At 62.5% G+C, this 25,612-nt stretch carries 23 protein-coding genes and 1 pseudogene; 15 read left to right on the top strand and 9 right to left on the bottom strand.

Annotated elements, in window-relative coordinates; translation table 11 throughout:
- Window position 1 precedes the first annotated feature (1 nt).
- From VIZ63_RS11115 to VIZ63_RS11130, 5 genes are all read left to right on the top strand, one after another.
- Window positions 2-1,387, top strand: coding sequence for an L-lactate MFS transporter (locus tag VIZ63_RS11115; RefSeq protein WP_331609674.1), 1,386 nt, complete (start codon window positions 2-4; stop codon window positions 1,385-1,387).
- A complete protein-coding gene (locus VIZ63_RS25390) occupies window positions 1,384-1,482 on the top strand; it encodes an MFS transporter small subunit (RefSeq protein WP_349261170.1) in 99 nt (32 codons plus the stop codon). The genes VIZ63_RS11115 and VIZ63_RS25390 overlap by 4 nt, the downstream gene beginning before the upstream one ends.
- A 193-nt stretch (window positions 1,483-1,675) precedes the next feature.
- On the top strand, window positions 1,676-2,263 hold the full coding sequence (locus VIZ63_RS11120) for a DNA starvation/stationary phase protection protein (protein WP_331609675.1): 588 nt from the start codon (window positions 1,676-1,678) through the stop codon (window positions 2,261-2,263).
- A gap of 91 nt (window positions 2,264-2,354) precedes the next feature.
- Window positions 2,355-2,924, top strand: a complete 570-nt coding sequence (locus VIZ63_RS11125; protein ID WP_331609676.1) for a glycine zipper 2TM domain-containing protein — start codon at window positions 2,355-2,357, stop codon at window positions 2,922-2,924.
- A gap of 15 nt (window positions 2,925-2,939) precedes the next feature.
- The gene (locus tag VIZ63_RS11130) at window positions 2,940-3,722 is read left to right on the top strand and encodes a DUF6515 family protein (protein ID WP_331609677.1); all 783 of its coding nucleotides are present in this window, start codon (window positions 2,940-2,942) and stop codon (window positions 3,720-3,722) included.
- Between the two features lie 507 nt (window positions 3,723-4,229).
- On the opposite strand, the gene VIZ63_RS11135 is transcribed toward VIZ63_RS11130, so the two are convergent.
- The 5 genes from VIZ63_RS11135 to VIZ63_RS11155 all read right to left on the bottom strand — a co-directional run bounded on the left by VIZ63_RS11135 (window position 4,230) and on the right by VIZ63_RS11155 (window position 9,325).
- Window positions 4,230-4,430, bottom strand: a complete 201-nt coding sequence (locus VIZ63_RS11135) for a hypothetical protein (protein WP_331609678.1) — start codon at window positions 4,428-4,430, stop codon at window positions 4,230-4,232.
- 313 nt (window positions 4,431-4,743) lie between these two features.
- Window positions 4,744-6,342, bottom strand: coding sequence for a hypothetical protein (locus VIZ63_RS11140; protein WP_331609679.1), 1,599 nt, complete (start codon window positions 6,340-6,342; stop codon window positions 4,744-4,746).
- Between the two features lie 16 nt (window positions 6,343-6,358).
- A complete protein-coding gene (locus VIZ63_RS11145; protein WP_331609680.1) occupies window positions 6,359-6,748 on the bottom strand; it encodes a c-type cytochrome in 390 nt (129 codons plus the stop codon).
- Between the two features lie 30 nt (window positions 6,749-6,778).
- Complete coding sequence (locus tag VIZ63_RS11150; RefSeq protein ID WP_331609681.1) at window positions 6,779-8,539, bottom strand: GMC family oxidoreductase; 1,761 nt, start codon at window positions 8,537-8,539, stop codon at window positions 6,779-6,781.
- A 9-nt stretch (window positions 8,540-8,548) separates the two neighbouring features.
- Window positions 8,549-9,325 carry a gluconate 2-dehydrogenase subunit 3 family protein gene (locus VIZ63_RS11155; RefSeq protein ID WP_331609682.1) on the bottom strand — a complete coding sequence of 259 codons (777 nt, stop codon included), beginning with the start codon at window positions 9,323-9,325 and terminating at the stop codon, window positions 8,549-8,551.
- Window positions 9,326-9,651: 326 nt separating this feature from the next.
- Between VIZ63_RS11155 and VIZ63_RS11160 the strand changes: the two genes are divergently transcribed.
- A complete protein-coding gene (locus tag VIZ63_RS11160) occupies window positions 9,652-10,350 on the top strand; it encodes a YceI family protein (RefSeq protein WP_331609683.1) in 699 nt (232 codons plus the stop codon).
- A gap of 102 nt (window positions 10,351-10,452) precedes the next feature.
- On the opposite strand, the gene VIZ63_RS11165 is transcribed toward VIZ63_RS11160, so the two are convergent.
- The 3 genes from VIZ63_RS11165 to VIZ63_RS11175 form a co-directional block, all read right to left on the bottom strand.
- Window positions 10,453-11,025 carry a hypothetical protein gene (locus VIZ63_RS11165; protein ID WP_349261171.1) on the bottom strand — a complete coding sequence of 191 codons (573 nt, stop codon included), beginning with the start codon at window positions 11,023-11,025 and terminating at the stop codon, window positions 10,453-10,455.
- Window positions 11,026-11,154: 129 nt separating this feature from the next.
- Entirely contained in the window at window positions 11,155-11,931 is a 777-nt protein-coding gene (locus tag VIZ63_RS11170; RefSeq protein ID WP_331609685.1) for a molybdopterin-dependent oxidoreductase, read from the bottom strand.
- Between the two features lies 1 nt (window position 11,932).
- A complete protein-coding gene (locus tag VIZ63_RS11175) occupies window positions 11,933-12,571 on the bottom strand; it encodes a cytochrome b/b6 domain-containing protein (protein ID WP_331609686.1) in 639 nt (212 codons plus the stop codon).
- Between the two features lie 239 nt (window positions 12,572-12,810).
- Here VIZ63_RS11175 and VIZ63_RS11180 point away from each other — a divergent pair, with 239 nt between their 5' ends.
- The 9 genes and pseudogenes from VIZ63_RS11180 to VIZ63_RS11215 all read left to right on the top strand — a co-directional run bounded on the left by VIZ63_RS11180 (window position 12,811) and on the right by VIZ63_RS11215 (window position 24,774).
- Window positions 12,811-13,761 carry a hypothetical protein gene (locus tag VIZ63_RS11180; RefSeq protein WP_331609687.1) on the top strand — a complete coding sequence of 317 codons (951 nt, stop codon included), beginning with the start codon at window positions 12,811-12,813 and terminating at the stop codon, window positions 13,759-13,761.
- Window positions 13,762-13,958: 197 nt separating this feature from the next.
- Window positions 13,959-15,173, top strand: a complete 1,215-nt coding sequence (locus VIZ63_RS11185; protein ID WP_331609688.1) for an MFS transporter — start codon at window positions 13,959-13,961, stop codon at window positions 15,171-15,173.
- Window positions 15,174-15,298: 125 nt separating this feature from the next.
- Window positions 15,299-16,474 carry an efflux RND transporter periplasmic adaptor subunit gene (locus VIZ63_RS11190; protein WP_414703790.1) on the top strand — a complete coding sequence of 392 codons (1,176 nt, stop codon included), beginning with the start codon at window positions 15,299-15,301 and terminating at the stop codon, window positions 16,472-16,474.
- A 19-nt stretch (window positions 16,475-16,493) separates the two neighbouring features.
- Window positions 16,494-19,673, top strand: a complete 3,180-nt coding sequence (locus tag VIZ63_RS11195) for an efflux RND transporter permease subunit (protein WP_331609690.1) — start codon at window positions 16,494-16,496, stop codon at window positions 19,671-19,673.
- Window position 19,674: 1 nt separating this feature from the next.
- Window positions 19,675-21,201 (top strand): efflux transporter outer membrane subunit, encoded by a 1,527-nt coding sequence (locus tag VIZ63_RS11200; protein ID WP_331609691.1) that lies wholly within the window; start codon window positions 19,675-19,677, stop codon window positions 21,199-21,201.
- Window positions 21,202-21,389: 188 nt separating this feature from the next.
- A pseudogene (locus tag VIZ63_RS25395) lies at window positions 21,390-21,563 on the top strand (histidine kinase); the annotation flags it as partial.
- Between the two features lie 196 nt (window positions 21,564-21,759).
- Window positions 21,760-22,791: an aldo/keto reductase gene (locus VIZ63_RS11205; RefSeq protein WP_331609692.1), complete on the top strand. Its 1,032-nt coding sequence runs from the start codon at window positions 21,760-21,762 to the stop codon at window positions 22,789-22,791.
- A 235-nt stretch (window positions 22,792-23,026) separates the two neighbouring features.
- Complete coding sequence (locus tag VIZ63_RS11210; protein ID WP_331609693.1) at window positions 23,027-23,773, top strand: HAMP domain-containing sensor histidine kinase; 747 nt, start codon at window positions 23,027-23,029, stop codon at window positions 23,771-23,773.
- A gap of 170 nt (window positions 23,774-23,943) precedes the next feature.
- On the top strand, window positions 23,944-24,774 hold the full coding sequence (locus tag VIZ63_RS11215; protein WP_331609694.1) for an oxidoreductase: 831 nt from the start codon (window positions 23,944-23,946) through the stop codon (window positions 24,772-24,774).
- A 100-nt stretch (window positions 24,775-24,874) separates the two neighbouring features.
- On the opposite strand, the gene VIZ63_RS11220 is transcribed toward VIZ63_RS11215, so the two are convergent.
- Window positions 24,875-25,588 (bottom strand): SDR family oxidoreductase, encoded by a 714-nt coding sequence (locus VIZ63_RS11220; protein ID WP_331609695.1) that lies wholly within the window; start codon window positions 25,586-25,588, stop codon window positions 24,875-24,877.
- Window positions 25,589-25,612 lie beyond the last annotated feature (24 nt).

Genomic DNA, 25,612 nt, shown 5'->3' on the forward strand with positions numbered 1-25,612 from the left:
CATGACACTCTCCTTTCTTGACCGCGATCGCACGATCGCTCCACCCGGCTACAACCGCTTCCTGGTGCCGCCGGCTGCGTTGGCTGTGCATCTGTCGATCGGGCAGGCCTATGCCTTCTCCACGTTCAATCTGCCGCTGACGCGGTTGATCGGCAACGGCGAGTCCGCGCCGGATGACTGGACGCTCGCCCAGGTCGGCTGGATCTTCTCCATTGCCATCGTGTTCCTCGGTCTGTCCGCCGCGCTGTTCGGTCGCTGGATGGAACGTGTCGGACCGCGCAGGGCGATGTTTACGGCAGCCCTGTGCTTCGGCAGCGGATTCATGGTCTCAGCCGTTGGCATCCATCTCCATCAGCTGTGGTTGCTGTATCTCGGCTACGGTGTGCTCGGCGGCTGCGGCCTGGGCATCGGCTACATCTCGCCGGTATCGACGCTCATCAAGTGGTTTCCCGATCGTCCCGGCATGGCGACGGGTATGGCCATCATGGGATTCGGCGGCGGCGCCCTGATCGCGGCACCGCTTTCGCTGGTCCTGATGGATCACTTCAAGACCGCCACATCGGAAGGTGTACTGCAGACATTCATCGTGATGGGTGTGATCTATTTCATCTTCATGATGATCGGCGCCTACGTCGTGCGTGTACCGGCCAGCGACTGGAAGCCTGCGAACTGGGTTCCACCTGCTCAGCCGCACAAGCTCGTGACGACCGCCAATGTTCACGTCGACGTCGCCTGGCGAACACCGCAGTTCTGGTTGCTGTGGGGCGTGCTGTGCATGAATGTCACGGCCGGCATCGGTGTGTTGAGCCAGGCTTCACCGATGATCCAGGAAATCTTTGGCGGCCGCGTCACCGTTGCTGCGGCGGCCGGCTTCGTCGGACTGCTGAGTCTGTTCAATATGGCCGGACGATTTTTCTGGGCGTCGACGTCCGACTACATCGGACGCCGCAACACCTACATGGTGTTCTTCCTGCTCGGCATCCTGCTCTACTGGCTGGCGCCGATACTCGGCCGACTCGGCTCGGTCAGCATGTACGTCGCGGCCTTCGCCATCATCATCTCCATGTACGGCGGCGGCTTCGCGACGATTCCCGCGTATCTGCGCGATGTCTTCGGCACGATGCACGTCGGTGCCATTCATGGCCGGCTGCTGACCGCCTGGTCAGTCGCGGGTGTACTCGGTCCGGTACTGGTCAACTACATTCGCGAGTACCAGATCGCAAGCGGTATTCCCAAGGCCCAGGCCTACTCCACTACCTTGCATATCATGTGCGGCCTGCTGTTCCTGGGCTTCCTGTGCAACCTGGCCATGCGCGCAGTGAACTCGCGCTACTACTACCGCGAACCGGCGCTCGGCGAGCTGGACACCGTGAGGACACGATCATGAAAGCACGCCTGATCATTCTGTGGCTGATCGTGGGTCTGCCGCTGTTGTGGGGCATCGCCAGGACGCTGGCGAATTCGATGAAGCTGTTCCTCTAGGACAGCCCGCCCGCCGCCGTGGATTGCATCTGCCTCCGTGGATTGCATCTGAAAGAACCGTGGCATACGGGCGTAACACAGTCAGCCTGGAATCCGTCGCAACGGCGGCCCGTCGAGGCCGCTGACGCTGCGACGACATGCCTGAGCGTGCTGCCGCCACAACGACCTCTCCACTGCTATCGGAATGAACACCATGAAAGTGATCGATGTAGATGCCATCGCAAACCTGGCCAAACCGCTGGTCAATCAGACTGCCATCGAGATTCAGCCCTACGGGCAAATCGTCAAGCTACCGAATGCACTGTCTGAATCGGTGTGTCGCAAGTCAGTCGAAAATCTCAACCAACTGCTGGCGGATTGCATGGCCTTGCGCGATCTGTACAAGAAGCACCACTGGCAGCTGGTCGGTGCCACGTTCTCGCAGCTCCACGTGCTGTTCGACAAGCACTTCGAAGGGCAGACAGAAATCGTCGATGAGATCGCCGAACGGATTCAGGCGCTGGGTGGCGTGAGCGTCGCGATGGCACACGACGTTGCGGAGATGACCCTCGTTCCTCGTCCGCCGCGAGGCCGCGAAGAAGTACCAGTGCAGATCTCGCGGCTGCTGCATGCCCATGAAATCATCCTGCGCGAAGCCCGCACCATGGCGCGGCAAGCCGCCGAGCTGGGCGACGACGGCACCAACGATCTGCTGGTTGGCGACGTCATTCGCCCCAACGAGCAGCAGGTGTGGTTCATCGCCGAGCATGTCGTCGACACGCCGCTGGTTCGTGCCGACTAGTTACAGCCGTAATCGCAGGCGTGCTCGCGGCAATACGCTGGCAACACCCAGGTCAGATGCTGGCTTCGACTCGGCGAACTCAGGCAGATCCGTGAAGCAACACATCCACTCGTCAGGCGCAGTAGCACTCGCAGCATGGTTCGCTCTGACTGGCTGCGTCTCCGAGCCCGTAGCGACCTATGTCGAACCGCCCGCGCCCCCGCCACCGGATACGACCGTGTATTTCTATCCGGCGGAGGGCCGTGCCATTCCGGCCGCTCAGCAGGACCGCGATAAATATGAGTGCAACGTCTGGGCAGTGAAACAGAGCGGGTTCGACCCGAGCGCCCCGAACATGCCACCGCATCATCGCGTGCGAGTCGTTGCTGGCGGTCCCCCGCCTGGCGCCACCGTTGGCGCGGGTGCGGTGACCGGCGCCGTTGTCGGCGCCGTGGTCGCCAATCCCTGGGAATCCGGACGCGGCGCACTTATTGGCGCCGTCGCAGGTGCGGCCATCGGCGGCATCGTCGAATCCGAGCGCGCCCATGAGGCGAGCCAACGTCAGGCCCAGGCGAACGCGGATGCCAATGGCGCACGAGCCGCCGCGCTCGAGCAACAGTCGGCGCAGTTCCGACGGGCGATGAGCGCCTGCCTGGAAGGGCGCGGTTACATCGTCAGGTAAACAGGACACATCGACATGAATGACCGGAAACATTTCAGTGCGTCGTCCCGTTCGACGCGTTCGCGCAAGCCGCTGGCTGCCTATCCTGCGTCGCACATGATCGTCTGGACGATCATTTTTCTCTTTGTCGCGGCCGCAGTCGCCTCCGCTGCGGAGCACGGCGGCGGCGACAGAGGCCAGCCTCACGGCGGCGGACAAGGCCACTTCGGCGGCGGCGCGCAACCGCATTTCGAGACCCACATGGATGGGCGCTTCTCACACAACCGCCACTACTACAACCATGGTCAGACAGTGCATGACATTCCCCGCGGTGGCATCGACATCCATCACGGTGGCCAGCACTACTGGTATGACCGCGGCCATTGGTATCGCCGGCACAACGGCATCTCGGTGGTGATCGGCGCACCCCTCGGAGCGTTCGTCCCGCTACTGCCGTACTACTATTCCACGATCTGGTGGGGCGGTGTGCCGTACTACTACGCCAATGACACCTACTACACCTGGAACGGCGGCCAGAACGAGTACGAAGTGGTCAACCCGCCGGCCGGCATCGACTCCGGGGGCACCACGCAGGCTCCCTACGGCGACGAAGTTTTCATCTACCCGAAGAATGGGCAATCCGCCGATCAGCAGGCGCGCGATCGCTACGAATGCTATCGCTCCGCCGCGGATCAGACCGGCTACGATCCAACCGCTGCCAGCGGCGGCGTGCCGTCCGGGCAGGCTGTGAGCAAGCGTTCGGACTATCTGCGCGCACAGGCGGCCTGCCTGGATGCACGCGGCTACAGCGTGAAATAGCCACTGCACGAGTGAGGCGAGGGCTGCTGTACGGTGGCCCGCTTCGCCCGCGAACCTGAACTCGAATACGCAATCACGATCTTCATTGAACGTGTATTGCTCAGTAGGCGCGAAGGAATAGTGGCAGTGGCCCCACCAGCGCGCTTGCGCACGATCCAGCCGGAGGACAGACACGATCTGGGTGAGTCACCTCAGGGCGAAGCATGCGTCGCCTGCCAACGTCTGGAATACACCTCGAACTCACCGTGACTGCCGCGAGAAGAGCTTTTCCTGGAACGCCATCCCCCTTTGGGGATTCCGCGGCATGAATCCGTCCCTGGAGGCTCCGACAAAAACATCCTGTTTTTGACGGTCCAGGAAAACCAGTCTGACGACAATCGCATCAGTAGCATCGTCGAGGCTGGAAATGCTTCGCTACCGAATTTGAGACAGGCTCCGGGCTCACGGTGAGCACCGATCAAGCCGCCACTCCCGCGCAGGCGCGGATCCCTCTTGTCGCTTCAACCTCTACCTGTTGACCCGCTCGATGCCGGGCAGGACCAGGTGCGCGGCCGCTTGCAGCTCGCGCTGCGCGTTTCGCTTCCGCTCTTCCCAGAGCATGGCCTGCAGCTGGCGTTGCCAGTTGTTCTCGGCCGGGATGAAACACGGCAGCAGCGGTGCAACACGAGATGCGATCTGCTGCTGACGGTTGAGCCATAGCTGTTTCATGACACTCTCCTCTCGGCACGCCTCTCGGCACGCCTCTCGGCACGCCCCACGGCGTCCTCGGGTTTGCTCCTGACCACCTATCGATTCACCGCGCCCTTCTGATGGCGATCGGATGGATGCGATGAGCTTCAGCATTGCAGCCCCATGCATCGGCCGGATTTCTCTGGCGTGTCGGGCAATTTCATCTGACACCGTCGTGGAACCGAAGCGGCATCGCTGACGTGCATGCGATCGTTTCGATCACTGCAGTCGTGTCATGAAGAGGCAGGAAGTCGGATGCCAGCGGATGCCGGCACCCGACTTGCCTCGAGAGTCATTTCTGATAAGGGTAGTAACGGAATGACAGCATGCCCATGGTGATATTCGTATCGGGATCGCCGCCAATGCCCTCGAAGATGTTGCGCCTGGTATAGGAGCCCTGCAGTCCGACCTGCATGTTGCCCAGTGCGCCCTGGTAATACTTCCACCACATGCCCAACGCGCCGTGCTCGATGCGCGAAGTGTTGGCCGCACAGGCCGAACTGCCTTCGATGAGACAGCCGCTGTTGTCGTACAGCGGGCTGCCATAGCCAAAGCCGAGCGTATTGCCGTTCACAACTGCGGTGAAGTCCTCCGCATCCGCATCCTCGATGCCGGCATACGCATAGACGGTCCAGTCGCTGGCGGGCCGATAGATCAGACCCACCAGTGCCTGATAAGCAGACACGCGCGAGAGTTCGCCGTCGGGTTTGACGGTCACGTCCGGCAGCTGCGCCGAACCGTACCGACCAATGCCACGGCCCGCGAGGCCGCTCAGTTGGAAATCGACCTGACTGCCGAGGGGCAGAATCATGCCGAGGCCAACGCCGCCGCCGTAGGTGGTCTTGTTGTCGCTCCCCGCACGCGCACGGAACGCACGGCCCAGGCCGTAGAACTCGTAGTGACCATAGCCGGGATCCCACGCCACTTTGGCGACTACGTCGGGAGCGACGTCCGTCGAATAGTTCACTGTTGGCGCGAACAGCGAGCCACCTGGCTCGCTGGACACCGACGGTACCAACGTGTTGTTGGGACCTTTGAATATGATGGCCTGTGGGCTTTCGAGCGACAGCCCCAGCGCGAGCTTGCCGCCGAAGTCCTTCACGAAGCGCAGCTGCGGATTGCGCGTCCAGTTGAAGCCGGGCACGTACTGCCCATCGATGACCAGGGGGATCTGCTCCTGGCGCGGCATCATTCCTTTCTTCTCGAGCGTGACCAGACTGTAGGTCTGTCCCGCAAGCAAGTAGAAGTCCGACGCCTTGTTGTAGTAGGTGCCGTAGAAGTGCCGCATGCGGGGGTTGTAGCTGTTGCTCTCGACCGAGTTGGCCGTGGGCGCCGAGCTCTGAAAATCCATCTCCACGTAAGCTTCTGCACGCGCCCTGCCGTCATCCGGACCTTCTGTCAGCAACGAGATCCGGCTCTGCCGCGCCGAGCCGCGGAACTCCGACATATGGTACTGAGGCAGATTCGGGAACGGGATGCTCGTGTTGAAATTGCTCGACACATCCGCCGTCTCGTTGCGGTTGCGATAGATGGCCGCAAGTTCCGCGAAGCCACCGAACGTCAGCGTGAGCGGTCCGGCCTGGATGCCAGGTCCGCCAGTCGAGGCGCGTGCCGACCTGCCGCCATCGGGGGCTGGTGAGGCGCTGCCCTGCCTGGCCGTCGCATCCTGCTGCGCCTTCAAGCGATCGAGTTGTCGCTGCAGCTCCTGGACCTGCCTGCGCAAGTCATCGAGTTGACCTGAACTCTGGCCCGCGGCCTGGGCGAAAACCTCGCCGCTGGAAATCGTGCCGAGCACGAGCGCGACGGCCGTCGCCACCTTCATGCGAACACGCGCTGCATGCACATTGTCGCGATCCGGAATAGGCATCGCACAGAACTGGATCGTTGCCATGACTGAGATTCCTCATTCACTTGAGCGTGGACAGGTAGGCGATGAGCGCCGAGCGCTGGCCCGGATCGCTCATGCCGGCGTAAGGCATCACGTTGCCCGGTACGACCGCCTGCGGATTGGCGATGTACTTGTCGAGAGTTGCAGCAGTCCACGTCAGCCGCGCGTGCTTCATGGCATTGCTATAAGCGAATCCAGGAGCGCCGCCGCTCGCGCGTCCGACGATGCCCTTGAGCGAGGGGCCGACGCCGTTGCTGCCATCGGTGCTGTGACAGGCGGCGCATTGCGCGAAGGCTTCCTGGCCCGCATTGCCGGATGAATCCGCGGCCCGAAGGGCAACTCCGCCGAGTGCGGCCGCCATGAACAGTACGAGCGCGATGGTGTTTCTGGCACGGAGGATTTCATACATGGGTGGTTGCTCCGACACGGACGAGTGGCTTTAAAGACGCTGTGGATTGCGCGCATAGCGGCTCAGGTCATCGCTGAGTCGCAAGCCGATGGCGCTCATCAGCGCAGTCGGGTTGTAGCCGGCGTTGTGCGCATAGACCGAGCCGCCGACGACGAACAGGTTCTCGGCATCCCAGTGCTGCAGATGTGGCGAGACCACGCTCGTGTGCGGATCTGCGCCCATCGGTGTCCCGCCGACGACGTGAGTCGTCTGATAGAGGCGCGAGTCGTACGGACCCTTGCGCGGCGCTCCGGGGCCGACGATCGTGGCACCACTGGCATTGGCCAGCTCCACCATCTTGCGGGTGACGTACTCGGACATCTTCACCTCGTTGTCGCGCCAGTCGAACGTGATGCGCACCAGGGGTTGTCCGTAGGCATCGCGATACGTCGGATCGAGACTCAGGTAGTTATCGACGTGCGGATAACAACTGCCGATCGTGCTGAACGAGAAGGCATGCGAGTACCAGTCGGCGCTCGCCTGCTTCCACTTCGTTCCCCATTGCGGCGTGCCAGGCGGCAACGGCCGGGTCGAGATCGGCCGGCCATTGGTGGTGTTGTTGAAGATGTACGCACCGCCCATGAAGCCCAGGCCGCTGTGATCGAAGTTGTCGCCATTGAACTCATCGAGAATGGTCTGCGATGAGCCCGAGGCGAAGAACGGATTGATCCAGCGATCCTTGTAAAAGACGCTCATGCTGGACTGCGTCTGATGGCAGTAATTCTTGCCGACCACGCCGCGCCGGGTCGCCGCGTGATACGGCTCGCCGATCCGGCTGCCCAGGAGCAGCTTGGTGTTGGTGAAGGTGAATGCGGACAGCACCACCACGTCGGCCGGTTGCTCGATCTGATCACCGGTTTCCAGATCGATGTAGCGCACGCCTGTCACGCGCTTCGCCTTCGCGTCGTAGTCGATTGCCGTCACGTGGCTGTAGGGACGGATCTCGAAGTTCTTCTTGCGCTTCAGCACCGGATAGAGAAGTACCTCGGGCGATCCCTTCGCGTTCGACTCACAGATGAATCGCTCGCAATGACCGCAGTACTGGCAGGCGCCCAGGCGCATGCCGTCCGGATTCACATAGACATGCGGAGAATTCGATGCGGCCATCGGAAAGGGCTTGTAGCCCAACTTGGCAGCAGCCTCGGAGAGAATCACTCCGGCTTCGGTGATCTCGAGCGGCGGCTGCGGATACTCGCTGCGCCGTGGTGCTTCGAAAGGATTGCCGCCTGGCTGAATCTCGCCGCGCAGATTCCCCGCCTTGCCGGCAACACCGAACAGCTTCTCGAACATCTCGTGATACGGTTCGAGCTCCTGATAGGTGACGCCCCAGTCCTGGATCGGCATCTCGCGCGGCACCGCTGCCGCGCCGTAGCGATCGACCAGACGCGTGCGCAGCTGCATGTCGTAGTCGGCCCAGCGAAAGCACTGGCCGTTCCAGTGATTGCCGGCACCGCCCACTCCCTCACCGGGAAGAAACGCGGCCAGGGTGCGGATCGGTAGCGCCGTTTCCTTGTCCGAGTAGCGCAGCGTGTAGGTTTCGATCGACCAGTCCTGCGCCAGTTGGTTGCGCACGCCCCAGCGCAGCTCATCGCGCTGACTCGGCAGTCGGTGCTCCGCTCCGGCGTCGTGATCGCGGCCGCGCTCCAGGACGAGCACGTCCACGCCATCCTCGACCAGCTTGCGCGCCGCGAGCGCTGCCATGAGACCGCCGCCCACGAACACGACCTGTCGTGACTTGAGTTTCTTGTTCACGAGGAATCCTCAGCTGAAGTCCAGAATGGATTTCGGGGTCTGCGCACCCGGGAAGGGCTTGCCGCGGTACTGCACCATGTCCTGCGCGTAGAAGGCCGGCAGGCCCGGGTAGCCGATCATTTTCCAGAACACCTTGTCGCGATTGCCGCCGTAGACCGGATCCGCAAAGCACGCCTGCTGGAACAACGGGTAGAGCAACTGCGAGAACCAGTCGGCCAGCGACAACCGTTCATCGACGACCTTGCCGCCGGCGAGGTCGGACAGGAACGCATCCGCGTCGGCCGGCGCGAGCTGGTCGAACGACTTTCCGTAACGCGATTGCGCAGCTTTGCGTGCAGCTGCAATCCCGGCCTTGAAAAATTCCGCGGGCTTCATCGGCAGCTGATAACCCTGCTCCGGTTTGCCCTTGATCCATGGACCCTGCGAATACATGCGCCCGCCCTTGCCGAAATCCCCGGCGAGCTGGCGATCGATGTAAACGGCGAGCCCACAGTCGGTACCGCTCGGGGTCAGCGAGTCTGCCGGACACATGATGTCGACGACCGCCTCGAGGAACGTCGCCTCCTCCGGACCGAGCAACGTATAGCCCGCGTTCGGCGCCGCAGGCGCCGCGTTCGCAGCGGCTCCTGGCGCGAGGACCGCGGGCGCGGCCGACGCGTGTCGCACGATCTGCGATACCGGCAGCAATACAGCGACGCCCGCGGCCTTCGCAATGAACAGCCGACGTGATGACGCCGGCTGGGCCGATTCGTGGTCCTGATCGTGGTTCTGGGGTTCCTTGCTCATCTCATCTCCTCATGCAGTTGCAACCCGCATTCCGAATCGGCACGCACGCTGTTATCTACGCGGCCGTGTAAGCAAGGTCGTGCAAATGCATTACCCGCGAGTGACGAACATGTGGCAGCAGATTTCGCATCACATTTCATATGCAACTGCGACTGCCGGATTGCAGTTGAAACCCGCACGGCGCGCTGTGTTATCCGCACGAACGACGCTGCCCCGAGCATCGATCGCGGTTTCGAAGTTGCGCGAAGCGTGCGCATCACCGCATCCACATCGCACCCGCACGGCATGCATCGCGACCGCGATGCCATCGAGGAGTGGAGATCACCATGAAATTCCCGCGAGCACCCCGTCATGCAACGAATGCGATCGCTGCGATCGCGCTCTTCAGTCCGTGGCTCGTCGGTGCCACGACCACGGATCAGGCCATGACGAAGGATTCGCCGTCGGTCGATGCCTCGAGCACCACCTACGTCGTCAGCGAGCAGAAATCCTCCGTGAACATCCTGGTCTATCGTGCTGGCGCACTGGCACTGTTCGGCCACGATCATGTGATGACGGTGGGCGCATTGAGCGGGAAAGTCCGGGTCGGCCCGGCGCAATCGGGTTTCGATCTATCCTTTCCCGTGGCCGGTCTGATCATCGACGACGCCGCAGCACGCAAAGCTGCCGGCCGCGATTTCGCATCCGAGGTGCCGCAGGCGGACCGGGATGGCACGCGCCACAACATGCTGCTGCCCGAAGTGCTCGACGGCGAACACTATCCGCAGATCACGCTGCGCTCGGCGCAGATGTCCGGAACGCTGCCGGACGCGCAGTTCGTCGTGCATGTTCAGATCAAGGACGTGACCCGCGACATCCGCGTCCCTGCCACTGTCACCATTGACGGCAAAGAACTCACTGCCAAAGGTCAGTTCGACATCCTGCAGAGCGACTTCGGCATCAAGCCCTTCAAAGTGGCGCTCGGCGCATTGGAAGTGCGCGATCGCCTGGTAGTGAACTTCAGGATTTCCGCGCAGGCGCAGTGACTGACGGACCAGATGAAGATATGGCTCCGCCCTCGGCCCTCCGCTCGCCCTGACTCCTTGTCGAAGGGGCGAAGGACCGACAGGCTCTGTGGTCAACAATCCTCACATCGGTGGCACCACACCATCCTTCTCGACTACCACGCGTTGCGCCACGAACTGATTCGGCCCGCTGCCCGTGGCGATCACGAACACCTTCTTGCCTTTGGACAGATCTGTTCTGTCCGCAGGGACGAATGTGACGATGGGCACATTGGGAGGAACGGTGATGTCCTTCTTGCCGCCCTTGTACGACAGCTTCACGTTCGTGCCATTGGTACTGTCGACGATGGCATCCACATTGGCATTGGTCATCGTGCTGCGCGGGCCGAGATCCCACGCATAGTGGCCTTCTCCGGTACCGCGCGCGGCTTCCGGAAACACGACCACCTCCTGCGCCGTCAAACGGCCCTGTACATCCGTCGTCGCAGCAGTGCCGATGAATGAACCCGGCTTGATATCACTGAGTGACAGCTTGCGCACTGCGGACAGAGGCACTGTCGGAGGAACCTCGATGGTGACGGTATCGCCGCTGACGCGATGAACCGTCAGCGTCTGGTCCGCGAGCGAAACGATGTCGCCGCGAATACGCTGCGTCTTTTGCTGCATGTTGGACTGCGGCTCCATCTCCATCCGCATCTGTGCGAGTGTCACCGTCGAGATCGCCATGGTCAGCGATGCCACCGCCATTCGCAGGAAAAATGTTCTGCCTGGTTGAGCCATAAAGCCTCCGCTTGAAAGTTTCTGGTGGATGAAGTGGCTACGGCATCAACTGCCGCTGAACCAGTTGTAACCCTGGTTCTCCCAGTAGCCGCCGGGATACGTATTCGTGAGGTCGATCGACAGGATGTGCTTGGGATTCTTGAAGCCGAGTTTGGTCGGGATCCGCAGCTTCATCGGAAAGCCGTACTTCGGCGGTAACACGACACCGTCGTAGGTCAGTGTCAGCTGCGTCTGCGGGTGCAGTGCCGTCGGCATGTCGATGCTGGTCGAGTAATCGTCCGCGCATTTGAAGAAGACGTACCTGGCCGTCGTGTCGGCACCCGTGCGCTTGAGAAAATCGGAGAAGGTGATGCCTCCCCATCGACCGATCGCACTCCAGCCTTCGATACAGATGTGCCGTGTGATCTGGCTCGTTTGCGGCATCGCGCGCAGTTCCTCGAGCGTCCACTCGCGCTTGCCGCGCACCAGCCCGCTCAGCTCGAGGCGATAGCTCGCTGCGTCGACCTGCGGCACCTCGTCGATGTCGTAGTACGCATTGAACGGAAACGGCCGCGTGATCATCGACTCCGGATACGTCGGTGCAAGCTTGTTCGGATCGAAGATCCATCCCTGCACGCGATCATTGAAGCGCGAGATTCGCCGCAGCATCTTCTCGACCGAACTGTCATCGCTCAGCGTGCATCCGGTGAGCAGCGACAAGCCACCGAGCGAGAGCAGCTGTTTGGCGAACAGGCGCCGGGTCGGCCGTGTCAGCTCGCGCTGCGCATCGCGGATGATGAGGCGCGCATCCAGACGCGGGACTTTTGGCTCCCTGCTGCTCATCTCATCGCCCGCGAACCATGCTGAGCAATGAACGCGGCACGAGAAGCGCCATGGTCACGTGTATTGCGAAGAACCCAACCAGGACGGTCATGGCGAAGAAATGCACGACACGCGCAGTGTCATAGCCGCCCATCAGATCGCACAACATCGAAAACTGCACTGGCTTCCAGATCGCCAGGCCTGACGCGATCAGCACCATGATGGTCAGGATGACCACGATGTACGCGGCCTTCTGGACCATGTTGTAGCGCGACGGGTCATCGTGCACGAGCGCGCCGCGCAGGGCTGCCGCAAGATCACGACCAAAACCTCGCGCACTGACGGGCAGCAGCATGTGCACGAGGCGACCGCTCAGCACGCCCAGCGCAAGGTAGACCAGGAAGTTCACGACCAGCAGCCACATCGCCGCGAAATGCCACAGCAATGCGCCGCCGAGCCAGCCGCCAAGGGTGATCTGCGTCGGGAAGTGCACTCCCGCAAACAACGGCGAGGCGTTGTAGATCTGCCAGCCGCTGGTGACCATGAGCGCCACTGCGACTGCATTCACCCAGTGCGTGATACGCAGCCACGCGGGATGAGTCTCCTGCGGCGCTGGTGATGTCAGGCCGGGATGGCTCGCGGATGAAACGACTTCAGTCATTCGGCTTGCCCCGTTGGAGCGAATCGCTGTAACTGACGTCAACGATCGAATCGATTCGTTACCGCTTCACGTCGACGCGGCGCCGTCTCATTGCGCGTGAAACACGCTTACGTTCCAGTTACTGCGCTCTTCGCAGGGGTTTCAACCGCAACGCGCCGCTGGTGATACGCAACCCCCTGGTAATACCTGCTGCCGATCCTCAACTCGCGAGTCTCCCTTCGACGCCACTGGAGCCAGCGATGAAACCGTGGATTGTGTGTGTGGTGCTTCTGCTTCCCGTTGCAGGCTTTGCGTGCGAAAGCGGCAGTCGACGCCGCTGCGAAGAGCAGCTGATGAAGCTGATCTCCTATCGTGCCGACGCGATCGAAAGTGCATTCGGCGATCTCTCGGGTGCAATGCCGGAGCAGTTGCGCGTACGTTTCGTTCGCATGAAAGATCCGGATTCCTCAATGATGACCGGACACGCGCACTACGATGCCGAACGGCAGATGCTGCTGCTGTCGCGCCGCGCCGTCGGCGCAACGTTGCCGAATCCGCTGCGCTGGGCCGTCTACTACTGGCCCTACTATCAGAAGGAGAAGTTCCGCGAGGATTTTCCGGTCATCGAGGCCATCGACAATGCGATATGGGCTGTCTACCTGCAGTCGGCTGCACGCAAGAGCGGACTTTCGTGGCCGCACGCCGACTGCAGCTCGGTGGAGGTCGCCAAACGTCTGCCGTGCGAGATGGTGGTCACCGGGATCGCAAGGTTCGTCAAGGTGCGTCGCCCCCTGCACTTCAACGAGAACCGGGTCGACCGGATATGGCCGGAGAACTTCTCGGCCTTCAATCGTCCTGGCCTCAGCTACCAGGACAGCGAGTACGACGTTGTTCGTCTCTATGGTGGTATCTCACTGGTCCGACCGCTGATCAGCGAGTTCGGCGTACCGCAGGTTCTCGCCTATGTGGCGCAGATCCCTTTCGTCATCGAGGGCAACAACGTGCGTACGTCCGCCCTGCACTATCAGGAGCGTGCCCGCGACGCATTGCGCGCGGCGCGGATCGCGCCCGCCGCGCCGCGAGCACCCCTGCTCCTGGCGCAGGTCAAAGAACAGCCCCCCGTCACGCGGTACGAAACCCGTGTCGTGGCGGTGCCCCAGAAGACCAATCCCGCCGATCAGAGCGGTGGCGATGGACTTCAGTTGAAATAGCATGAAGGCGTACGGACATCACTGCATCAGCAGCCTGTCGGAACGTGCAGCTACGGCATTTCGCAACGGCGACTCAGACAGCCCCTCTTCGACTCGATCCGCATTTGCAGCCATCCTCCTCCCCACGGCCGCAATGTTTCGAAGAGGGGCTCCTTTCCGCAGTCGCCCCTGAGCAAAGCAAGCAAGCATGAGCGAGCATGAGTAGTCAGGAGCAATCCGGGCAGGCACCACACGTGCCTGGCCGGACACTCGTCCTGACATTTGCCGTGGCCTGCGGCCTCATCGTCGCCAACATCTACTATGCCCAACCACTGATTGCCCTCATCGCACCGGAACTGGGATTGCACACCGGTCTCGCCGGTGTGATCGTCGCGCTCACGCAGCTCGGGTTCGGCGCGGGACTGCTGCTTGTCGTACCTCTCGGCGACCGGTTCGAGAATCGTGGACTGGTGCTTCTGACCCTGAGCGCCCTGCTCGTCGCGCTGATCGGCGTCGCCCTGTCGGATTCAATGCTCACATTTCTGGTTGCTTCATTTGCCGTCGGCGTGAGCGCCGTCGCGACACAGATTCTGATTCCCTTCGTTTCCCAGCTGGTCCCCGCGGCTTCACGAGGATCGGTCATTGGTGTCGTCGTGGGCGGGCTGGTTGCCGGGATCATGCTCGCGCGCCCCTTTGCAAGCTACATCGCAGCACTGTTCGGCTGGCGCACGGTATTCGCGCTCGCCGCCTGCTTCATACTCATCCTGATCGTGACCCTGCGACTCGCGCTTCCGCAGCGCTGGCCCGCGCAGCATCTCGGATATCCGGCCATCCTGCGTTCCCTGCCTGGATTGGTAGCGAACACGCCGCCGCTACGTCGTCGCGCGTTCTACCAGGGCATGTTGTTCGCAGCGTTCAACATGTTCTGGACCGCCTCACCGTTATTGCTGGCACAGCAGTTCGATCTCGGACACAAGGGCATTGCGCTGTTCACGCTCGCTGCGGCCGCCGGCGCACTGTCGGCGCCACTGGCGGGCCGGCTGGCGGATCGCGGACTGACGCGACCCGCGACGGGCTATGCAATCGGCGCCGTAGTGCTGGCGCTGCTGCTGAGCCTGCTTGCCGCGCAGCTGCATTCCATTGCCGTACTGGTCATCGCGGCGCTGGTGCTGGATGCGGCCATACAGGTCAATCAGGTCCTCAGTCTGCGGTGCATCTACATGCTCGCACCTGAACTGCGAGGCCGTCTGACCGGACTGTACATGGCGTTCGTTTTCGCTTGCGGCGCCGTCGGCTCGAGCGCCGCGGCTGCGCTGTATGTCTTTGGCAGCTGGACCGCACTTGCCATCGCGGGGGCAGCGTTCGCAGCGGCAGCACTGCTGTTCTACGTCACCGAGTTCCGCGCGCCGCGCGCCGTTTCGTCGCCGACGTGATCGGCTGAATAACACCGCCGGTTTCGTCCGTAATACGCGGCGCACTCGCCGCCATCAATCCAACGGAAACTTCGCGCTTTACTGCTCTCAGCCGCTGCACTCAGCCGCGGGTTCACGGGGAGCAGATGCTTATGGATGTCCCTCCGACAGTCAGGAAAGCCGCAGCGTTTTCCGCGCTCCTGCTTGCTTCGGTCCTCGGCGGCTGTCGCGATCAACCGCAGAACGCTGCCGCGCCGCCCGAGGTGTCCGTCGTAGCGGCGCGACGCACTGCGGTACCGGTGGTGACAGAGCTGCCGGGGCGCACCTCGCCGTACCTCGTGGCCCAGGTCCGTGCGCGAGTCGATGGGATCGTGCTGCAACGCCTGTTTCAGGAGGGAGCGGACGTCACCGCCGGTCAGCTTCTCTACCAGATCGATCCTGCACCCTACCGCGCCGCACTCGACAGCGCGCGTGCGCAGCTGGCCCGGGCTCGTGCCAATGTCGAATCGACGCGTGCACAGGCAGAGCGAGACAGCATATTGGTCGCCGCCAACGCGGTCAGCAAGCAGACCTACATCAATGCGGTGGCCGCCCAGCGTCAGGCCGAAGCCGACGTTGCAGCCGGCGTGGCAGCCGTGGAGCTTGCGTCCATCAATCTTGGCTACACCGACGTCACGACGCCCATCAGCGGTCGCATCGGGCCCGCCTTGGTGACCCAGGGCGCCTATGTGCAGCTCAGCGAAGCGACGCTGATGGCCACCATTCAGAAGATCGATCCCATCTACGTCGACCTCAACCAGACGAGCGTCGAGGGCCTGCAGCTGCGACAGGATGTTGCCGATGGTCGACTCAAGCTCGCTGGACCGGATCAGGCGAAGGTGCACCTCGTGCTCGAGAATGGTGGCGCGTACGCACTCAGTGGCACGCTGGAGTTCACGGACATCACCGTCGATTCCGGCACTGGCACAGTCACCGTGCGCGCCATCTTCCCCAATCCGCAGCACCTGCTGCTGCCGGGAATGTTCGTGCGCGCCCGCATCGAGCGGGGCCTGGACCAGCACGCCATCCTCGTGCCGCAAACCGGCGTGTCGCACGACCGCACCGGCAGGGCCACCGTGCTGCTGGTGGGACCCGACAACAAGGTCGTTTCCAAAGTCGTGACCGCGACGCGCACGTTGGGCAGCGACTGGGTCGTCGAAGACGGATTGAGTGAGGGCGACCAGGTGATCGTCAGCGGCATACAACGAGCTCAGCCGGGAACCGTGGTCGCACCCAAGCTGGCACAGGCCTCCACCCCAGTCGTGCAGGCGCACGCCAACTAGCCAAAGTAGCCCTCACGTCATGGCACGCTTCTTCATAGACCATCCGATCTTTGCGATCGTCATTGCGATCCTGGTTTCACTCGCCGGCACGCTTGCGATCACGCGTCTGCCGGTCGAGCAGTATCCGACCATCGCACCGCCGTCCGTGCAGATCACGACAAGCTATCCGGGCGCCTCGGCGCAAACCGTCGAGAACAACGTGGTACAGGTGATCGAGCAGCAGATCAGCGGCATCGATCATCTGCTCTACATGGCCTCGACCAGCGACGACTCCGGTCAATCCACGACCACGATCACCTTCGAGCCGGGCACCGATCCCGACATCGCACAGGTGCAGGTTCAGAACAAACTGCAACTCGCGGTGCCGCAGCTGCCCCAGCAGGTCCAGCAATCCGGCATCCGCGTCACCAAGTCGAGCGCTTCATTCCTGCTCGTGGCCGGCTTTATCTCGTCGGACCGCCACATGACCCGGTACGACATTGCCGACTACGTCGTCTCGCACGTGCAGGATCCGGTCAGCCGCCTGCCGGGTGTCGGCAACATCACCGTCTTCGGCACGCAGTACGCGATGCGCATCTGGCTGGACGCCAACAAGCTCAACAGCTTTTCGTTGATGCCGGTGGACGTCACCGATGCACTGCTGGCGCAGAACGTACAGGTCTCCGGTGGCGCACTCGGCGGCACACCCGCACCTGCTTCGCAGCGCCTGACCGCCGCGATTACCGAATCGACGTTGCTGAGCACTCCCGAAGAGTTCGGCAACATCCTTCTGAAAGTGAACACGGATGGCTCGCAGGTGCGGATACGTGATGTGGCCCGCGTCGAGCTGGGCGCGGAGAACTACAACATCGACACGCGCTACAACGGGCAACCCGCCGCCGCGATCGGATTCCAGCTGTCGACGGGCGCGAATGCGCTGCAGACCACGGATGCGATCCGCAAACGCATCGCCGAGCTCGAGGCCTACTTCCCGCCGGGCATGAGCGTCGTGTACCCCTACGACACGACGCCTTTCGTGCGCATCTCCATCGCCGAAGTCGTCAAGGCACTGCTGCTGGGCATCGTGCTGGTGTTCCTGGTGATGCTGCTGTTCCTGCAGAACATCCGCGCCACCCTGGTACCGACAGTGGCCGTGCCGGTGGTGCTCCTCGGAACCTTCGGAATCATGGCGGCGGTCGGCTTCTCCATCAACACGCTGTCGATGTTCGGACTGGTGCTCGCCATCGGCCTGCTCATCGACGATGCCATCGTGGTGGTCGAGAACGTCGAGCGCATCATCGCCGAAGAAGGTCTCTCGCCGCGCGAGGCGACGCAGAAGGCCATGTCACAGATCACCGGCGCCCTCATCGGCGTGGCACTGGTGTTGTCCGCGGTGTTCGTTCCGGTCGCGTTGTCGACCGGCTCGGTGGGCGCGATCTATCGGCAGTTCTCGCTGACCATCGTGGCGGCGATGCTGCTCTCGGTGTTCGTTGCACTGACGCTCACACCGGCACTGTGCGCCACCCTGCTGAAGCCAGCCGGACACGCGACGATGGCGAACACGCGTTTTTTCCTCTGGTTCAATCGCGTCTTCGAACGTGGCCGCAACGGCTACATGAGCGGCGTACGCAACGTCATTGCGCGCTCGGGCCGCTGGCTGCTGATCTATCTCGCCACCCTCGGCGTCGTTGGCTGGATGTTCACGCATCTGCCGACATCGTTCCTGCCCGATGAAGATCAAGGCTACGTCTTCGTACTGGTGCAAGGTCCGCCGGGAGCAACCCAGGGCAGTACCGCCATCGTGCTGCACGATGTTGCGGACTATCTGCTCGAGCAGGAGTCGCGCATGGTCGATGCGGTCTTCGAAGTGAACGGTTTCAACTTCGCGGGCCGCGGACAGAATCAGGGCCTGGTGTTCGTACGTTTCAAGGACTGGGATGTGCGCAAGAGCAAGGAACTGAGCGTGCAGGCGCTGATCGGACGCCTCTCCGCGCGCTACGCCAGCTATCGCGAAGCCCTGATCATTCCGGTCAATCCGCCGCCGATTCGCGAACTCGGCACGGCATCGGGCTTCGACCTGGAACTGGAGGATCGCGGCGGCATCGGCCATGTAAAGCTCATGGAGGCCCGCGACAAGTTGCTTGCCCTGGCGAACCAGGACCCGACACTCGCGCTCGTGCGCCCCAATGGCCTCAGCGACAATCCGACCTTCAAGATAAAGATCGATCGCGAGAAGGCCAGTGCACTCGGCGTGAATCTGAGCGACATCGATCAATCCTTTTCGATCGCCTGGGGCTCGGACTACGTCAACAACTTTCTGGATACTGACGGTCGCATCAAGCGCGTCTTCGTGCAGGCCGACCAGCAGTTCCGCATGAATCCGGCGGATCTGCGCCTGCACTATGTGCGCAACGTGCAGGGCACGATGGTGCCGATCTCCGCCTTTGCCACCGGCGAATGGACTTACGGATCGCCGAAGCTCGAACGCTACAACGGTGTGTCTTCAGTCGAGATCCAGGGTCAGGCAGCACCGGGAAGCAGCACCGGCGACGCCATCGCAACGATGCAACGCCTGGTGGAGCAGCTGCCACAGGGCGTCGGCTTCGAGTGGACGGGACTGTCGCTGCAGGAAGAGCTCTCGGGCTCGCAGGCTCCCTTTCTCTATGCGGTGTCCGTTCTGATCGTCTTCCTGAGTCTGGCGGCGCTGTATGAGAGCTGGTCCATTCCGATCTCGGTCATTCTCGTCGTACCGCTCGGCATCCTCGGTGCGCTCAGCGCCGCACTGCTGGCTGGCTACTCGAACGACGTGTATTTCCAGGTGGGCCTGCTCACCACCATCGGACTGTCAGCCAAGAACGCCATCCTGATCGTCGAGTTCGCACGCAACCTGCATGAAGGCGGCCGCAATGTCGTCGATGCCGCGCTCGAGGCGGCTCACCTGCGATTGCGCCCGATCCTGATGACGTCCCTCGCTTTCATACTCGGCGTGCTGCCGCTCGCCATCGCCACTGGCGCGGGCTCTGCAAGCCGCAACGCCATCGGCACCGGCGTCATCGGTGGCATGTTGAGCGCCACGTTCCTCGCCACCTTCCTGATCCCGATGTTCTATGTCGTGGTGGCGCAGCGTTTGAGTCGCGATCGAGCCAACCCGGTTGCTCCCACACCGACTGCGATCGCACCCGCCACCGGCACGCTCTCTACTGAACAGGGACGGACTTGAGATGGCAGCGTACAAATTCACGGCAAGGCCGTTCCAGAGCCGTGCCAGGGTGAGCCCGATTGCTATCGCCACGCTCGGTTTCGTGTGCGCCGGGTGTTCATTGATACCCGAGTACCACCGCCCTGCCGCACCGATCGACGACCGCTATCCTGCAGGGCCCGCCTATGTATCCGACTCCCGGATGGGCGGCACTACCGTGCGAGCGGGCGACCTGGGATGGCGTGAATTCCTGACCGACCCGCGGCTGCAACAGCTCGTCGAAATCGCACTCGAGAACAATCGCGATCTGCGCACGAGCGTGTTGAACGTCGCATTGCTGCGTGCGCAGTTCCGCATTCAGGGCGCCGGGTTGTACCCGCAGATCGCCGCGTTTGCCGACGGCACCAGCTTGCGCTCACCGCCGGGCATAGGTGAGAACCGCGGCAGTGTTCCGCTGCGCCTGAAGAGCACTGAAGTGGGCATATCGGCGTCCTGGGAGATCGATCTGTTCGGACGCATCCGCAGCCTCAAGACCGCCGCACTCGAGCAGTACCTCGCGTCGATACAGGGACGCAAGGCAGCGCAGATCACGCTGATCGCGCAAGTTGCGGATCAGTACCTCACCATGCTCGCCAACGATGAGCTGCTCGAGGTCACGAAACGCACGCTGGAAACGGCGCAGGCCTCTTTCAACCTGGTGAAACTGCAGTTCGATACCGGCGTGGCCACGGAACTGGATCTGCGTCAGGCGGAGACCGTCGTTCAGCAGGCACTCGCAAACCAGGCGGCGCAGTTGCGGGCGCGGGCACAGTCGCAGAACGCCCTGGTGTTGCTGCTTGGGCAAACGCCACCCGACTCGACAGTCCCGACGGCCCGTCTCGGCGAGCAACAGATACTCGCCGACATTCCTGCAGGGTTGCCCTCTGAGCTGCTCACACGCCGGCCCGATGTGCTGGAGGCGGAGGCGTTGTTGCGCTCAGCCAATGCAGACATCGGCGCGGCGCGCGCAGCGTTCTTTCCCAGCATCACGCTGACCGGCAGCGCGGGCACCGCCAGTCGGAAACTCCATGACCTGTTCAGTCCGGGCTCTGCGGCCTGGACGTGGGGTCCGACCGTCATGGAGACGCTCTTTGCAGGCGGCGCGAACCGCGCGAACCTCGACGCTGCCCGCGTCAGCCAGCAGATCGGTGTCGCCCAATACGAAAAGGCGATCCAGATCGCCTTCCAGGAAGTGGCAGACGGCCTGGCGGCGCGCGGCACTCTCGATGATGAGATCACTGCGCTGGAACGCTTCACCGCTGCGCAGCGTCGTCGGCTCGAACTGGCCCAGCTTCTGTACACGAACGGCAACGACAGCTATCTCGACGTGCTCACCGCGCAAACAGATCTCTACGACGCCGAACTGGTTCTGGTCGCAGCACGGCTGCAACGCCTGACGAACCTCGTCGATCTCTACCGGGCACTCGGTGGCGGCTGGCTGGCTCACACCGGAGATGAACCCGCGCCAGGTGATGCGCCGCAGACCGCCGTCGCCAATTCAACGAAATGAAGCGATCTGCAGAGATGCGCCGGCGCAATGCGCCATTCACTGATCACATCCGGGTGGCACCTGCCGTTCGCAAGGAGCGATGCTCGATGCGTCGAAGCGCGAACATCCGTCTGCAGTCGCTCTGCTCGCTTCCCTCTCGCATGATCTGCGTACGCCGCTGGTTTCAGTAGGAGCGAACACGCGTATTCGAGTCGTTCTTTCGAGGCCGGCGATGCGCCGATGTCCCTGGTAGCGGCCTTGGACTCGCGCTATGCAAGGGCTTCATCGAGGCGATGGGCGGAGCCATCGTGGCGTGTGATCACGACCGGAACATGGGAGCCAGCATCAGAATCCGCCTGAGTCTCTGCGCTGATCGGGGATGAGCGCTTTCTGCGTCCGCTCGCCAACGGTTCCCGCAGCGCTCGATACCCACTGTCGACCGCCAGTTGAATCCCCGCTCATGAGGATGACACGCGCATTGGTGGCGAATTTCATTCGTAACGGCGACAGGTGAGGAGTGCCATGTCGCCGCAATGCCGCAAGACCACCGTGAGCCTGACAACGAACAGGAGTGATGCCGTGCCCCAGTCCCGCCAGGTTCAGAATGAACTGATCGACACGGAACTCATTGCGATCCCGGGCACCGGCTTGCGGGTGTCGCGGGTGGCACTCGGTACCTGGGCCATGGGCGGCTGGATGTGGGGCGGAACCGACGAGCGCGAAGCCACTGCCACCATCATCGCCGCACTCGATCAGGGGATCACGCTGATCGACACGGCACCCGCTTACGGATTCGGCCTGTCCGAGGAGATCGTTGGCCGCGCCGTTGCGACAGCTGGCACACGGCAGCATGCAATCATCGCTACGAAGGTCGGTCTCGACTGGCATGACGGCAAGGTCTATCGCAACGCATCGCGCGACCGCATCCTGCGGGAAGCGGAGGACTCGCTGCGACGACTGCGTACCGATCACATCGACATCTACCAGGTTCACTGGCCCGATCCCCTCGTGCCGATCTGGGAAACCGCTGAAGCAATGCTCACGCTGTACCAACAGGGCAAGATCCGCGCGATCGGTGTGAGCAATTTCTCGGTGTCGCAAATGCAGCAGTTCCGGCAGATCGCACCGCTGCATGTGCTGCAGGCTCCCTACAACCTGTTCGAACGAAGTATCGAAATGGAGATCCTTCCCTATTGTCGCCAGCATGGCATCGTGACTTTCGGTTATGGAGCGCTGTGCCGGGGATTGCTGAGTGGGCGGATTCAGTCGGACACGACGTTCCCGGAAGGCGATCTGCGCCGACTCGATCCAAAGTTTCAGCCGCCGCGCATCGGACAGTACCTCAAAGCGATGCAGCAGCTCGATCAACTGGTCCGCACCGACTTTCATCGACGCGTGATTCAACTGGCGGTGCGCTGGATGCTGGATCAGGGGATCGACGTTGCTCTCTGGGGCGCGCGTCACCCCGCGCAGCTGTTTCCCGAACTCGGCGTGAACGGCTGGTCGCTCGACAAGACGGCGATGGCGCGGATCGATCGCATCCTGCGGGAGACCATTACGGATCCCATCGGTCCGGAGTTCATGGCGCCGCCGCAGCGCGTGCCGGAATAAAGGAACGCCCATCACCCATGCGCATATCACCCATCGGCGAGCCGATTTCAGTCGAAATGTGACTGCCACGTCTGGAAACGAGGACTCAACGCAGCCGGGGTCCACTGCAGGCAGCCGGGAGAACAACGTCGCCGGCTGCAGAACGTGATCGGTCGGAGCGCATCAGCGCAGAAACAAACTCGGGCGGCACCTGCGGCCAGAGCATCAGAATGACCCGCTGAGGATGGAACAACGTATGACAGGTGTGCACTACACGCATCGGGATCCGGCTCAGATCGAAGTCCTCGCGACCCTCGCGCATGAGCTACGCAACCCGCTTGCCGCAATCCAGTGTGCGGTGCGCGCGCTCGAAGCGCCCAATCTCACCGGCGCAACGTTCGAACAGGCACGAGTGCTCATCGACACCCAACTGATGCGAATCGTCCGGATCACCGACGATCTCATGAGCGTAGCGCGCGTCGCGACGGGGAAGATGGTGGTGCGCAAGGAGATCATCGAACTGGCCAGTATCGTCGAGGCCGCCGTGGACAGTTGCCGGCCGGCTATCGACGCCAGTCGCCACACGCTGCTCGTGCAGCTGCCAGCGCGCGCGGTGTCACTCGAGGCAGATCCGGTTCGGCTGGCACAGGTGTTGGTCAACCTGCTGGACAACTCCGCCAAGTACAGCGTCCGCAACGGCAAGATCCGGCTGAGCGTCGAATCCAGTGCAGGCGAGGCCATCATCCGGGTCAGCGATGACGGCATCGGCATCGCGCCTGAGATACTGCCGAACGTGTTCGATCTTTTCGTCCAGGCCGATGCGTCGAGAGAACACTCGCGCGGCGGCCTGGGGATCGGACTGAGCCTCGTCAAACGCATCGTTGAATTGCATGGCGGCACGGTCGAGGCCTGCAGTGAAGGCCCTGGCTGCGGCAGCACGTTCACGGTGCGTATACCCGTTATCGACGCCGCAGTGCCGATGACCTGCCCCGCGATGGTGTAAGGCCGATCGTCCGCTCGCCGCAGTCTCACGGCTCGTCGGTCTGTGTGTCCCTGCCTGTTTCGTTCGTAACGTCCGGCAGCGCCTGCCTCATCGAGGCGTCAGGCGCGCCGGCAAACTATATGTCCAGTGGAGCAGTCATACATTCAGCAATCACCTGAAGGAGCGACGCCATGCAAAAGACATGGTTCATCACGGGCGCCAGCCGCGGATTTGGTTATGAAATCGCGAAAGCAGCCTTGAGTGCCGGCGCTCGTGTCGTCGCCACCGGTCGGGATCTTGCGAAAGTCCGCAGCGCACTCGGTGCCGATGGCGATCGACTGCTGTCATTGCACCTCGATGTCAGCGACGCGGATGAGGTGCGATCCGCGGTCGCCGCCGCTGTGGCGCGGTTCGATGGCATCGATGTGCTGGTGAACAACGCAGGGTATGGCCATCTGGGTTTCTTCGAAGAAACGACGAACGAGGACGTGCAGACGCAGCTCGCCACGAATCTCTTCGGCGTCCTCAACGTCACGCGCGCTGTTCTGCCCGTCATGCGGTCTGCACGCCGCGGTCGGATCTTCAACCTGTCGTCCGTCGCCGGTCTGCGCGGCATGGAGTTCTCCTCGCTCTACTGCACCAGCAAGTTCGCTCTGGAGGGCTTTTCGGAATCGCTGTCGCACGAAGTCGCACCCTTCGGAATCTTCGTGACGCTCATCGAACCCGGTCCCTTTCGCACCGGCTTCCTTGCAAAGGAATCCCTGCGCATCAGCATGAATCCCATCGCCGACTACGATGATCGACGCAAGCGAGCCCGCAGTTCGTTCGAGGAGCGCGATGGTCAGCAGCCCGGTGATCCGGCAAAGCTCGCAGAGGCACTGGTACAGCTGGCAGATGAGGGGGCGCCCCCGATGCGCCTGACGGCCGGTGCCTATGCGGTTCGGGTACTCGATGAGAAACTCACTGACATGCGTGCCGAACTGGAGACGTGGCGACGAGTCTCCCTGGGGATGGACTACTGAATCCCGCCCCATCGGTAGCCCCTCCGCGAGCACACGGAGTCTTCGCAGAGACGGCTGCGGCTCGCCGCAGCCGTTGCGGTGAGCGGGACCGTTTCGCCATTCACCGATGTGAACCAATATAGGATGCCGGCGTTGCGGACAGCCCTCGCTTGAGCTCTTTCGTGCCCGAGTCCGCAAATACTTCATCCTCGCCAGCGACGAGCGCATCGAACGTCTGACTCACCACGTCCAGCGGACTCGACTTCGGCCTGTCGACGTCTCGCGCTAGATCGGTGTCGACGAAGCCGACGTGCAATGCGAGAACCTGAATGCGCTGGCTGCTCAGTTGCAGTTGCAGGCGCAGGGTGTTGGTAAAGCTCCACGCCGCGGCCTTCGATGCGGCGTAAGCCGCAAGTGCCGGGATCGAACGCCAGGTCGCACTCGACAGCACGTTGATGATGCCGGCGTCGCCGCGCGCCGCCAGACCCGGCACGAATGCGCGGGTCACCCGAATCATTCCGTAGTAGTTCGTTTCGAAGAGCTCTCGCGACATCGCCTCCATCCGCTCATCAAGTGGCCCATCCATCGTGCGTGCGATGCCTGCGTTGTTCACGAGCAGCGTCGTATCTCCACACCGTGCGGCCGCTGCGTCCACCGATCCCTGATCGGTCACATCCAGGCTGACCGGAACGAGGCCGTCGACTGAGAAGCCCTTGGTGTTGCGCATCCCGGCATACACCTTGGACGCTCCGCGCGACAGAGCTTCACGCGCAAACGCCAGACCAATGCCTCGGTTTGCGCCAGTGACAAACACAGTTGAGCCGCGAATATCCATGATGATTTCTCCGCTTTCATGGGC

Source organism: Povalibacter sp., assembly GCF_036520495.1.
GTDB lineage: Bacteria > Pseudomonadota > Gammaproteobacteria > Steroidobacterales > Steroidobacteraceae > Steroidobacter.